Here is a 12,776-nt window from a genome sequence, read left to right on the forward strand (position 1 = left end):
GCGCGGCTTCATGCAATTCGGTCGCCGGGATCGGGCTGTTCCACTGCGCCGCCGGCCAGCTGCAATCGGCGCTCGCGCCGCCCGTCACCGTCCCGCGGGTCAGCGCCGCCTTGATCATCCCGCCGACCGGGGCATTGTCGCCGAAGCCGATATAGCGATGCTGCGCGGTCGAGGGCGCCGCCGCGCGCGCATCGCGGAAGGCGCGCGCCGAGAGCGCGGTGCTCACCGCATGATCGCGCCCGAGCCAGGCGATGCCGCGGAAATCGAATTCGTCGGCCCCCTGCGCGACGCGGCGCTCATAGGTATCGACCCCCGCCTGATCGGCGACCAGCAAGGTCACCGGCAATTGCAGCATCGCGCCGTCGGGCTCGAAGATCAGGTGGCGCACCTTCGCCAGCCGCGGCGCGATCGGCGCGAACAGATCGGTATAGAGCGTGCGCGCGGTCGGCACGTCGAGCGCATAAGTGGTCTGGGCGTTGTTGACCTCGGTCGAGATCGTCTCGCGCAGCGCCGCGACCTTGGCGGCGACATCGCCCGCACTCGCGGCGAGCTGATAGCCCGTCGCGCCCGCGTCATCGATCCAGATCGCATAGAAAGCGTCGCCAAGCTGGGCGAGCTTGAAATAGCCCTCGCCGGGCTTGAGCGTCGCCTGCATCTCGGCGAGCGAGACGATCCGCGGGCTCACCGCGCGGAATTGCGGATAGGGTTCGAGCGCGGCGAGCGTCGCGGTCTGCGACGCGGCGAGCGCATCGACATCGGCCTGCTGCTGCGCGATGCGCGGGCGCAGCGATGCATCCTGCTGCGCGTCCTGGATCAATTGCGCCAGCACGATGCGTTGCCGCTCGATATCACGCGACAGGGAAACCGATTGGCGGAACAGCCGCGCCGCCTCGTCGTCGCCCGCCGAGAGTTCGCGCGCCAGCAGCTCCAGCGTATCCGCCGCCCCCGGCCGGACGAGCATCTGCGACGCGGTGAACAGATCGCCGACCAGCGCCGGCCGCTGCGGAATCTCCCGCGCGAGCAGCGAGAAATAGGGCTGGAGCTGGTTCGCCATCCCGGTGAGCGCGGCGTGGTTGGCGGCGGTCGAGGCGAAGATCGCGCCATAGGTCGCCAGCGCATCGTCGGTCCGCCCGCGCCGCACGAGGAACGCGCCGAGCCGCGCCCGCGCGCCGTTCACCGCGGCGGTTTCGGGATATTGCGCCGCGAGCAGCGCCAGCGCCTGCCGCAGCAATGCCTCGGCCTGGCCGTAATCCTTCTGCGCCTCCCACGTCAGCGCGATCTCGCCGAGCAATTGCGCGCGCAGCCGCGTGATCGAGGTGACGCGCCCGTCGCGGATCGCCACCGCATCGGCCTGCGCGCGCGTCAGCGCCGCGCGCGCCTCGGCCGGCTTGCCTTCGAGCCGCAGGATCGTCCCGCGCAATTGCCCGGCCTGCGCATCGATGATCGCGGCGCGTTCGCGCGGGGTGAGCTTGGTATCCTGCCGCACCCCGAGCGCCTTCATCTCGGGCACCCCGCTGTTCATCTCCGCCGCCGCCTCGGGGGTCAGCGCGACCGATCCGGCATCCGCCTCGGCCAGCGCCGCGCCGTCCGACAAGGGCCGATCGAGGATCGCCAGCGCGCCCGCCAGATCCTGTCCGTTGATATGATGCATCGCCTCGAAATTGCGGCGCAGGCGAAGCTGCACCGCATCGGCGGTGACGATCGCATGCGCGCGGGCGAAGGCGGCATCGGCCTGATCGCGCAACCCCAGATTGGAAAGCTGCAACGCGCGGTTGATAAGATATTCGTGCGCGCGATTGGCGCGCTCCACCGGGGTCAGCCCCGCCGCCTCGGGCGATTGCGCGAAGCGATCGAAGAGGCTGTCGAAGAATTCCGCCGCCTCGGCATAATTGCCCGCGGCGTTGCGGCGATAGCCTTCCGCCAGCGCGGATTGCGCATCGAGCGTCGTCGCCTGCAGCCGCGCGAAGGCGGCGCTGCTCCCCGCCCCCGTCGTCACGATATCGATCTTGCCCGGGACCGGCCGGCCCGCGATCACCGTGCGCAGCGCGAGATCGAGCGCGCTCGCATAGATCGCCTGCCCCTGCGCGACATAGAGCCGCCCGTTGCGCCGCGCGCTGACGATGCGATAGCCGCTGCCGCTCGCGGTGCAGTTGCGCACCGAAACCGCGCCGAGGCCGGGAAGCGCGGCATCGCGCGCCGCATCGCAAGTGACCGTCGCCTTGCGCGAGGCGGCCAGCCGATCGAGCAGCACCGCCGCGTCGTCGCCGCCGCTCGATCGCAGCATATAGACCTGCCCGATCGGCCGGGCGGCGTCGCGGCACACCAGCATCCACGCGCGATCGAACATCGTGCGCGCGGCGGGATCGGCGCTGCTGTTTTGCGCCTGGCACAGCGCGCCGCCGTCGTCGCCGATGCGAAAACTGTCTTCGAGCAGCGCGCGCTTGTTTCCCGATTGTGCGAAACCCACCCCGCAGACGCCCGGCGCGACCAGCCCGAGCATCGCGAATGTGGCGCATAAACCGCGCAAGCCGCTCATCCCCCGTCCCCTTTTTCGCACCCGATCACGCTCGTCGATCGCGATCGTGATGATGCGTTGCTGCTGCTCCGCTATGCCGCCAAGGGAAACGAACGGTTAAGAATTGCGCGAATGTTATCAGAACCGGTCGTCGCCTGGCGAAATCGCCCTTCCCGAAAAGAAGTTTACTGACTACGCGACCAGTTATCGAACTTATCGGGATGCTCCATACGGCGCTTTTCGTCGTCGCACAACGGCAATTGTCGAGCGTTTCCTTTAGGTTGCAATTGAAATCCTAATATTCGGCCCGCTCGCCGGCGCAAATGCGCGGATCATGTCTGTCGTGGCGGCCGGAAGGCGCGGCCGCGCGGACTTTTACCCGGCATTAAGCAAGAATTGTCGATGAGCGGGACGACGATAAGCATCGGTCGGCGCCGCGCTCGCTGCTAGTGGTGAGAACTCAACGGACGAGTCCCGAAATCCTTCCCGTCATGCCGGGCTTTCGGGACTCATCCATCGCCTTCCCACCGCCAGATCGGCCTCGATTGCCGCCGCTCCTCATCTCGCCTAATGTAACGGCCATGACGCGGATGCTCGCCCTGCTGCTGCTCTTCGGCGCGGTGATCGGACTGCTCGGCGAGCAGACCGCGGCATCCGCCGCGGTCGTGCCGATGGCGATGACCGCGCCGGCGCAGACGATGGACGCCGATTGCATGGCGCTGATGGGCGCGCACCCCGCCACGCCCGACAAGAAGCCGTGCCAGGGCCTGACGCTCGATTGTATCGCCGCGACCGCCTGCGCGGTGCCGCTGATGCCGGCGCCCGACGCGCCGTTCGCGCCGGCGACCGTCACGGCATCCCAATTGTTCGGCGTCGCCGCGCGCGAGCTCGCGGGCACCGACCGCCCGCCCGAAACGCCCCCGCCCTCACCCCTCGGCTGATCGCCGGCCGCACCGCGTCCACAACGCCCGTTTGCTGTCGGGCGCGCGGACCCGCGGCCATCGACCGATCGAGCTGAGGATTCCTCCCATGTCATTGTTCAAGGCCGCTGCCGCGCTGAGCGCGGCGCTGGCGGCACTGCCCGGCGCGGTATCCGCCGGATCGCTGACCTTCGATGCGGCGCTGGCACAAGCGGCGCGCAATGCGCCGTCGTTGCGCGCGCGCGGGCTGGCTATCGACGCGCGCCGCTCGGCGGCGGTCGCCGCGGGGCAATTGCCCGATCCCAAACTCGGCCTGCGCATCGAGAATTTCCCGGTCTCCGGCCCGCCCGCCTTCACCTTCGACGGCGAGCCGATGACGATGACCCGGCTCGGCGTCACGCAGGACGTGCCCAATCTTGCCAAGCGCCGCGCCGCGCGCGGACGCGCGGCGGCGGACGTCGCGATCGGCGAGGCGCAGGCGGCGGTGGAAGACCGCCGCGTGCGGATCGCCACCGCGGTCGCCTGGATCGACCTCGCCTTCGCCGGCCAACGCGGCGCGGCGATCGACGATGTGCTGGCGCGATTGACCCGCGTCGCCGCGGCAGCCGCATCGGGCGTCGCCGCGGGCAGTGTCCGCCCGGCGCAGGCGCTCGACATCCGCCAGGCGATCGCGGCGCTGGAAGACAAGCGCAGCGAAATCGCCGCCGAAACGGCGCGCGCGCGGGCGGCGCTGGCGCGCTGGACCGGCGATCCCGCGCCCGAGCCCGAAGGCGCGGTGCCGGCATTCGCGATCGACCCGGCGGCGTTGCGCGCGGCGGTCGACCGCCACCCCGACCTTGCCGCAACGATCGCGCGGACCGGGCGGGCCGAGGCGGATATCGTCGCGGCGCGCGCCGAGAAACGCCCCGACTGGAGCTTCGATATCGGCTATGGCCGGCGCGCCGAGCGGTACGGCGATATGATCTCGGCCGGGGTCACCGCGAGCCTGCCGCTGTTCGCCAAGCGGCGTCAGGACCCGATGATCGCCGCGGCGGTCGCCGAAAAGGGGACCGCGCTCGCCGAGCAGGAGGATATGCGCCGCGCCCTTTTCGCCGATCTCGAAGCCGGGCTTGCCGATCATGTCATGCATCACGAGCAATGGATGCGCGCCGAGCGGACATTGTTGCCGCTCGCCCGCCAGCGCGCCGATCTCGAGACCGCCAGCTATGCCGCGGGTCGCGCGTCGCTGACCGAGCTGATCGCCGCGCAGACCGCGCTGGCGCAGGCGTCGCTCGATACGCTCGATCGCGCGGCGATCGTGGCGCGCGACGCCGCACGGCTTGTCCTCACTTATGGGAGCGACGATCGATGACCGCTCATCTCTCTATGCGCGCGCGCCTCGGCATCGCCGCCGCGATCCTTGCGCTGGTTGCCGGCGCCGCCGGTTACGGCATCGCCTCTTTTGCGCAGCGCGGGGCGCCGCCCGCCGCCGCCGAAAATGGCCGCAAAATCCTCTATTGGTACGATCCGATGGTGCCGTCGCAGCATTTCGACAAGCCCGGCAAATCGCCGTTCATGGATATGGCGCTGGTTCCGAAATATGCCGACGAGGCGCCCGGCACGGCCGGCGCGGCGATCGACCCGGCGCGCCTCCAGCGGCTCGGCGCGCGGATCGTCGCCGCCGAGCGCGGCACGCTCGACGGCGCACTCACCGCCGCCGGGACGATCGATTTCAACGAGCGCGACGTCGCGGTGGTGCAGGCGCGCAGCGGCGGTTTCGTCACGCGTGTCTATGCGCGCGCGCCGGGCGACGTGATCGGTGCCGGCGCGCCGCTCGCCGATCTGCTCGTCCCCGAATGGGGCGGCGCGCAGCGGGAATATCTCGCAGTGCGCCGCACCGGCGACGCGGCGCTCGCGCGCGCCGCGCGCCAGCGGCTCGTGCTGCTCGGCATGCCCCCGGCGACGGTCGCGGCGGTCGAGGCCAGCGGTCGCCCGCGCGACACGCTCACCGTTTCGACCCCGACCGGCGGCATGATCAAGACGCTCGGCGTTCGCGCGGGGATGACGTTGGCCGCCGGCCAGACCTTGGCCGAAATCAACGGCATCGCCACCGTATGGCTCAATGCCGCGGTGCCCGAGGCGCTGGCCACGCAGTTGCGGCCGGGGCAAAGCGCCGGCGCGACGCTGACGGCTTTTCCGGGCGAGCGGTTCGCCGGCCGCGTCGCGGCGATCCTGCCCAATGTGCAGCCCGACACGCGAACGCTCACGGTGCGGATCGAATTGCCGAACCGCGGCGGGCGGCTCCGGCCCGGGATGTTCGCGCGCGTCGATTTCGGCGGGAACGCGCGCGACGCGCTGCTCGTCCCGACCGAGGCGGTGATCCGGACCGGCCGGCGCAATCTGGTGATGCTCGCGCTTCCCGGCGGGCGCTACCAGCCCGCTGAGGTGCGCGTCGGCGCCGAAAGCGGCGGCCGCAGCGCAATCCTCGCGGGTCTCGCCGCGGGTGAGAAGGTCGTCGCGTCGGGCCAGTTCCTGATCGATTCCGAGGCGAGCCTTGCGGCGATTCCGGCACGACCGATCGCTGCGGCGCAACCCGCCGGCGCCTATGAAACCGTCGGGCGCATCGACCGGATCACGACCGAGGCGATCACGCTGAGCCACCAGCCGGTCCCGGCGCTAAACTGGCCGGCGATGACGATGACCTTCCGCGTCGGCACCCCGGCGCTGGCGCGCGACTTCAAGGTCGGCGATCGGGTACGGTTCGGCTTCGATCAGGCGCGCGAAGGCCCGACGATCCGGACGATTGCGCGCGAGGCGGGCCGATGATCGCGCGCGTCATCCAGGGCTCGGTGCGCAACCGGCTGTTCGTCGTGCTTGGCGCGCTGGCGCTGCTCGTTGTCGGGCTGCTGGCGGTCCGCGCGACCCCGCTCGACGCGTTGCCCGATCTGTCGGACACGCAGGTGATCATCGGCACCACCTGGCCCGGCCAGGCGCCGCAGATCGTCGAGAACCAGGTCACCTATCCGCTCGCCACCACGATGCTGTCGGTGCCGGGCGCGAAGACGGTGCGCGGCTACAGTTTCTTCGGCTACTCCTTCGTCTATGTGATCTTCGCCGAAGGCACAGACCTTTACTGGGCGCGCAGCCGCGTGCTCGAATATCTTAATCAGGTGCAGGGCCGGCTGCCGGAGACCGCAAAAAGCGCGATCGGCCCCGATGCGACCGGGGTCGGCTGGGTCTATGAATATGCGCTGGTCGATCGCAGCGGCGCGCACGATCTGTCGCAGCTCCGCTCGTTGCAGGATTGGTTCCTGCGCTACGAGCTGAAAAGCCTGCCCGGCATCGCCGAGGTCGCGAGCATCGGGGGGATGGTCAAACAATATCAGGTCCTGCTCGATCCGGTGAAGCTCGCCGCCTTCGGGGTGACGCACACCCAGGCGGTCGCGGCGATCCGGCAGGCCAATCAGGAGGCTGGAGGCTCGGTGCTCGAACTGGCCGAGGCCGATTATATGGTCCGCGCCTCGGGCTATCTCACATCGCTCGACGATTTCCGCGCAATCCCGCTCCGCGTCGGCGCGGGCGGCGTGCCGGTCACGCTCGGCGACGTCGCGACGATCCAGACCGGCCCCGAAATGCGCCGCGGGATCGCCGAGCTCGACGGCGACGGCGAGGTCGCGGGCGGGGTCGTGATCCTGCGTCAGCGCGCCGACGCGCGCGGCACGATCGCGGCGGTCAAAGCCAAATTGGCGGCGCTGAGGAAGAGCCTCCCCGCGGGGGTCGCGATCGTCCCCACTTACGATCGCTCGCAACTGATCGATGCCGCGATCGACAATCTCACCCACAAGCTCGTCGAGGAGTTCGTCGTCGTCGGGCTCGTCTGCGCCGTGTTCCTCTGGCACGTGCGATCGGCGCTGGTGGCGATCGTGACATTGCCGCTCGGCGTGCTCGCGGCGTTCGTCGTGATGCGCCTGCAGGACGTCAACGCCAATATCATGTCGCTGGGCGGGATCGCGATCGCGATCGGGGCGATGGTCGACGCGGCGATCGTGATGATCGAGAATGCGCACAAGAAGCTCGAGGCCTGGGCGGCGGCGCATCCCGACACGGCGCTGGACAATCCCCAACGTTGGCGGCTGATCACCGCCGCCGCGGCCGAAGTCGGCCCGGCGCTGTTCCTCAGCCTGCTCATCGTCACCTTGTCGTTCGTCCCGGTGTTCACGCTGCAAGCGCAGGAGGGGCGGCTGTTCGCCCCGCTCGCCTTCACCAAGACCTATACGATGGCCGCCGCGGCGATCCTGTCGGTGACGCTGGTGCCGGTGCTGATGGGCTGGCTGATCCGTGGCCGCATCCCCGCCGAACACACCAACCCGATCAACCGCCTGCTCACCGCCGGCTATCGCCCCGCGATCGACTGGGCGCTGCGGCGCCCCAAGGCCACGCTGGTCATCGCCGCGCTGGTCTTCGCGACGACCGCCTGGCCCGCAACGCGGCTCGGCGGCGAGTTCCTGCCGCCGATGAACGAGGGCGATCTGCTCTACATGCCCTCGGCGCTGCCCGGGCTATCGGCGGCCAAGGCGTCCGAATTGCTCCAGCAGACCGACCGGATGATCAAATCGGTGCCCGAGGTGCAGAGCGTGTTCGGCAAGGCCGGACGCGCCGACAGCGCGACCGATCCCGCGCCGCTCGAAATGTTCGAGACGACGATCCGCTTCAAACCGCGCGATCAATGGCGCCCCGGGATGACGCCCGACGGACTGATCGAAGCGCTCGATCGCGCGGTCAAGGTGCCGGGGCTCGCCAACATCTGGGTGCCGCCGATCCGCAACCGGATCGATATGCTCGCGACCGGGATCAAGAGCCCGATCGGGGTCAAGGTCTCGGGCGCCGATCTGGCCGAGATCGATCGTATCGCGCGCGCGGTCGAAACCGTCGCGAAGCGCGTGCCGGGGGTCGCCTCGGCGCTGGCCGAGCGGCTGACCGGGGGGCGCTATGTCGATGTCGACATCGATCGCGCCGCTGCCGCGCGTTACGGGCTCAATATCGCCGACGTGCAGGCGATCGTCTCCGGCGCGGTCGGCGGCGAGAATATCGGCCAGACGGTCGAGGGGCTCGCGCGCTACCCGATCAGCGTCCGCTATCCACGCGAACTGCGCGACACGCCCGCCGCGCTCGCCGCGCTGCCGATCCTCACGCCTTCGGGGCAGCAGATCACGCTCGGCAGCGTCGCGCGCGTGCGGGTCGCCGATGGCCCGCCGATGCTCAAGACCGAGAACGGACGCCCCTCGACCTGGGTCTATGTCGACGCGCGCGGTCGCGATCTCGCGTCGGTGGTCGGCGATCTGCGCCGCGCGGTCGCCGCGGATGTCCGCCTCTCGCCGGGGGTCAGCATCGCTTATGCGGGGCAGTTCGAATATCTCCAGCGCGCGGTCGAGCGGCTCAAGATCGTCGTGCCGGCGACGCTGGCGATCATCTTCCTGCTGCTGTTCCTGATCTTCCGGCGGCTCGACGAAGCCGCGCTGATCATGGGGACGCTGCCGTTCGCGCTGACCGGCGGGTTCTGGCTGCTCTACCTGTTCGACTATCACCAATCGGTCGCGACCGCGGTCGGCTTCATCGCGCTCGCCGGGGTCGCGGCCGAGTTCGGCGTGGTGATGCTGATCTATCTCAAACACGCACTCGCCGAGCGCGGCGACCGGCCGACACCGGATCAGGTGGAGGAGGCGGTCCGCGAAGGCGCGCTGTTGCGCGTCCGGCCCAAGGCGATGACGGTGGCGGTGATCATCGCCGGGCTGCTGCCGATCCTGATCGGCGCCGGTGCCGGATCCGAAGTGATGAGCCGCATCGCCGCGCCGATGATCGGCGGGATGCTCACCGCGCCGCTCCTGTCGATGTTCGTCATTCCCGCCGCCTATCTGCTGATGCGGCGGCGTTGCCGTTCACTCAACCAAGGAGATATATCGTGAAACCGATCAACGCCGGCGCTTTGCTCGCCGTATCCGCCCTGCTCGCCGCCTGCGGCCAACAAGATGAGCACGCCGCATCCGCCGTCGCCAATCGCCCCGAAATGCCGGCGGCGATGGGGAATATGGCAATGCCCGCCGAGGCCGCGAAAACCGCCGGCGGCATCGGCACGGTCACCGCGATCGACAAGACCGCGGGCACGATCACGCTCGACCACGGCCCGATCGCCGAGGCCGGCTGGCCCGCGATGACGATGGCGTTCAAGGCCCAGCCCGCGCTGCTCGACAAGGTCAAGACCGGCGACAAGGTGACGTTCGCGCTGAAGCTCGAAGGCGGTTCGGGCGAGGTCACCGCGATCGACAGGCAATGATGAGCCGGTCGGTGCCCGCCGACAATGCCCCGGCGGGCGCCGCCGCGTCTATTTCCCCTCCACCGTCGCACGCGCCTGATCGAGCCGCGCGGCATAGGCGCGCAACACCTTGGCGGTGCGCCCGACATAATCCCTGGCGTCGTCGAACCGCCGCTCCTCGATCGCCTCGCGCACCCCGGGCAATGTCTTGGCGCCATAGCCGGTGAACCGGCCGGGGGCGTAGATCAGATGCTTGTACCACGGCCGCCCCGGCAGCCCGCGCTCGTCGAGCAACAGCTGGTCGATGTCGCGAAGCTGGAGATCGAGCCGGTCGCGCTGCGCCTGCGACAGCGACGCGCCGCGCGCGGCGAGCGCGGTGTCGAACGCCGCCGCGGCATGTTTGAGCGTATCGACCGCGCCGTCCAGCGCGGCGAAATCGAATTGCGGGGTCATCGCCTCGGGTGCCGGGGCGCCGACCGGCTTGAGCGGATCGCTGGCGAGGCGGAACGCGCCGTCGCGGATCAGCCTGTCGCGCTTCTCGTCCTCGGTGCGGCGGTCGGCGGCGAGCTTCTTCACCTCGCCGAGATAGACCCCGACCGTATCGGCGAAATCGCCATAGCGCTGCACCGGCAGATCGGCGTCGGCGACCCGCAGCACGAGCCGCCCGACGACCTTCGACAACGCGGCGCCATATTTGAGCCCGGGATCGTCGAACGTCGTCATATGGTGGAAGCTGTCGTAGATCGAATGATAGACGCCGCCCGATTCATCCTCGCCGCCGAAACCGATATTGAGCGCCGGCAGGCCGAGATGCTGGATATAGGCGGAATAGTCCGATCCCGATCCGAGCGCGCCGAGCGGAAGGTCGGCCTCCTTCTCCGCCGCCGCCAACGCGGTTGGATCGGGATGGTCGGTGGCATGATCGAACGCCCCTGCCAGCACGTCCGCGCGGGCGCGCGCCGCCACCGTCGCCCCGGTCTCGGGATCGGTCACGTCGGCGGCGACGGCATTGACCAGCCGCTGATAGGGGTGGCTGCCCTGCACCTGGAGCGTCCCGCGGCCGTTGCCGTCGGTGTTGATATAGATGACGCCCTTCTGCTTGAGCTCGTCGGCATGTTGCTCGGCCCATTCGGTCGAGCCGAGCAGCATCGGCTCCTCCGCGTCCCAGCTGGTATAGACGATCGTCCGCGCCGGGCGCCAACCGGTGCGATACAATTCGCCCAGTGCCTTCGCCTCCGACAGCATGGCGACATTGCCCGACAGCGGATCGGACGCACCGAACACCCAGCCGTCGTGGTGGTTGCCGCGGATCACCCATTGATCCGGGTAGCGCGCGCCTTTCAGCATCGCGATCACGTCATAGACCGGGGTCAGCTTCCAGTTCGACTTGACCGCGAGATGGACCGAAACCCCGCCGTTGCCCCCCATATGATAGGTCAGCGGCAGCGCGCCGCGCCACCGCGGCGGTGCGACGGGTCCGCCGAGCCGGACGAGCAGTTTCTGCGCATCGCCATAAGATATCGGCAGCACGGGGATCTTGAGGATCGTCGGGGCTTCCTCGCGCGTCAGCCGCTTGGCCTCGGGCGTCGCGCCGATACCGGGGGTCAAGGGATCGCCGGGATAAAGCGGCATATCCGCAACCGAGCCGCGCTGGACGCTCCCCGCGGGGCGCGCGCCGCCGACCGGATAGGCGTCGCTCTGCGCATAGCCGTCGTCCGCCGGATCGGAATAGATAATGCAGCCGATTGCGCCGTGATCCTGCGCCAATTTGGGCTTCAGCCCGCGCCAGCCGACGCCGTAGCGCGCGATGACGATCTTGCCCTTCACGTCGATCCCGCGCCGCGCGAGCGCCTGATAATCCTCGGGCATCCCGTAATTGACATAGACGAGGTCGGCGGTGACATCGCCGTCGCCCTGGAAGGCGACATAGGGCGGCAGCGCATCGGCCGTCCTGGACGACGTGTCGTCGCCGGGGATCGGCGGCTCCTGCCCGCCGAGCACGATCTTCTCCGGCGCGACCATCTCTACCTTGGTTGAGATCGGGGTGGGATAGAGGACGTGGAACGTCTCGATATGCGCGTCCCAGCCCCATTGTTTGAACTTGGCGAGCGTCGCTTCGGCATTGGCCTTGTCGTGCGGCGACCCGACATGGTTGGGCTCGGACGACATGTCCTTAAGCCAGGCGAGCTGGTCGGCGGAACTGATATGCCGATCGAAGGCGGCTTCGATCGCCTTGCGATCGGCCGGCGCGTTTTGCGCGACGCCCGCCGTCGCCAGTGCCGTAAAGGCGACGCCCGCTAGAATCCCTGCCGCAATGCGCATTCCCCGCTCCCCGTTCGCTCGTTTCGGTTGCGCGCAACATGAAACGGTTCATCGCGCCAACGCAAGCCGCGATCGGGTGCGCGGCGAGCGGCAGGCGGCAAGCGCCAAATCCACGAATTGTACGGAAAGTTGGTTGCGCCGTTGCGGCGACAGGCTCATTGAATCGTCAATTCTCCCTTGGGGGCGGCCGGCACAACCGGTCGCCCCTTTCGCTTTGTCGCCGGCAGCGGCGTCGCTCGACGTTGAAGCCTGCTTATGCACCGCTCACGATCGGGCGGATGATTGTCGCGGGGTTACCAGCGACCACCACGTCGGCCGGCACGTCCTTGGTCACCACCGCGCCGGCAGCGACAACCGAATTGTCGCCGATCGTCACCCCGCCGAGGATGGTCGCGCCGGTCGCGATCCACGCCCCCTTCCCGATCGAAATCGGCTTGCCGATCGTCACCGATCGACGCTCGCGCGGATCGAGCGGGTGCCCCGAGGTGATGATGCTGACGTTCGGCGCAATCATCACCTCGTCCGCAATGTCGAGCCCGCCGAGATCGTAGAAAGTGCAATTCTGGTTGATGAAGACATTGCGGCCGACCCGGATCTCATTGCCGCCCGAGGTGTAGAAGGGCGGGATGAGCAAGAAGCCTTCGTCGACCTGCCGGCCGATCAGCTCGCTGAACAGCGCGCGAACCGCCGCGGCGTCGTTAAAGGTCAGCCGGTTGAGGCGCGCCGTGAT

8 protein-coding genes are annotated in these 12,776 nt (G+C 69.1%); 5 read left to right on the forward strand and 3 right to left on the reverse strand.

The annotated features are described in order from the left end of the window. Window positions 1-2,536 (reverse strand): CHAT domain-containing protein (locus BGN95_RS01945; protein ID WP_286771455.1); only part of this gene is annotated, 2,536 nt, incomplete at its 3' end. Window positions 2,537-3,096: 560 nt separating this feature from the next. Here BGN95_RS01945 and BGN95_RS01950 point away from each other — a divergent pair. The 5 genes from BGN95_RS01950 to BGN95_RS01970 all read left to right on the forward strand — a co-directional run bounded on the left by BGN95_RS01950 (window position 3,097) and on the right by BGN95_RS01970 (window position 9,745). Then, window positions 3,097-3,456 (forward strand): hypothetical protein, encoded by a 360-nt coding sequence (locus tag BGN95_RS01950; RefSeq protein WP_286771456.1) that lies wholly within the window; start codon window positions 3,097-3,099, stop codon window positions 3,454-3,456. 88 nt (window positions 3,457-3,544) lie between these two features. Next, entirely contained in the window at window positions 3,545-4,786 is a 1,242-nt protein-coding gene (locus BGN95_RS01955) for a TolC family protein (RefSeq protein ID WP_286771457.1), read from the forward strand. Next, the gene (locus BGN95_RS01960; protein ID WP_286771458.1) at window positions 4,783-6,240 is read left to right on the forward strand and encodes an efflux RND transporter periplasmic adaptor subunit; all 1,458 of its coding nucleotides are present in this window, start codon (window positions 4,783-4,785) and stop codon (window positions 6,238-6,240) included. Before BGN95_RS01955 ends, BGN95_RS01960 begins: the two co-directional genes overlap by 4 nt. Next, window positions 6,237-9,377, forward strand: coding sequence for an efflux RND transporter permease subunit (locus BGN95_RS01965; RefSeq protein ID WP_286771459.1), 3,141 nt, complete (start codon window positions 6,237-6,239; stop codon window positions 9,375-9,377). Before BGN95_RS01960 ends, BGN95_RS01965 begins: the two co-directional genes overlap by 4 nt. Then, complete coding sequence (locus tag BGN95_RS01970) at window positions 9,374-9,745, forward strand: copper-binding protein (protein ID WP_286771460.1); 372 nt, start codon at window positions 9,374-9,376, stop codon at window positions 9,743-9,745. Before BGN95_RS01965 ends, BGN95_RS01970 begins: the two co-directional genes overlap by 4 nt. A 48-nt stretch (window positions 9,746-9,793) precedes the next feature. On the opposite strand, the gene BGN95_RS01975 is transcribed toward BGN95_RS01970, so the two are convergent. Together BGN95_RS01975 and BGN95_RS01980 are read right to left on the reverse strand one after the other, a co-directional pair. Beyond that, window positions 9,794-12,046 (reverse strand): transferrin receptor-like dimerization domain-containing protein, encoded by a 2,253-nt coding sequence (locus BGN95_RS01975; protein ID WP_286771461.1) that lies wholly within the window; start codon window positions 12,044-12,046, stop codon window positions 9,794-9,796. 253 nt (window positions 12,047-12,299) lie between these two features. Further along, window positions 12,300-12,776, reverse strand: a 477-nt coding sequence (locus tag BGN95_RS01980; protein WP_286771462.1) for a sugar O-acetyltransferase, incomplete at its 5' end; no start/stop codon positions are given.

Source organism: Sphingomonas sp. 66-10 (assembly GCF_001897045.1).
GTDB classification, from domain to species: domain Bacteria; phylum Pseudomonadota; class Alphaproteobacteria; order Sphingomonadales; family Sphingomonadaceae; genus Sphingomonas; species Sphingomonas lycopersici.

Excerpts from the sequence above, each read along its gene's own strand:
- BGN95_RS01950 (WP_286771456.1), top strand. The coding sequence starts at position 3,097 with ATGACGCGGATGCTCGCCCTGCTGCTGCTCTTCGGCGCGGTGATCGGA.
- BGN95_RS01955 (WP_286771457.1), top strand. The coding sequence starts at position 3,545 with ATGTCATTGTTCAAGGCCGCTGCCGCGCTGAGCGCGGCGCTGGCGGCA.
- BGN95_RS01960 (WP_286771458.1), top strand. The coding sequence starts at position 4,783 with ATGACCGCTCATCTCTCTATGCGCGCGCGCCTCGGCATCGCCGCCGCG.
- BGN95_RS01965 (WP_286771459.1), top strand. The coding sequence starts at position 6,237 with ATGATCGCGCGCGTCATCCAGGGCTCGGTGCGCAACCGGCTGTTCGTC.
- BGN95_RS01975 (WP_286771461.1), bottom strand. The coding sequence starts at position 12,046 with ATGCGCATTGCGGCAGGGATTCTAGCGGGCGTCGCCTTTACGGCACTG.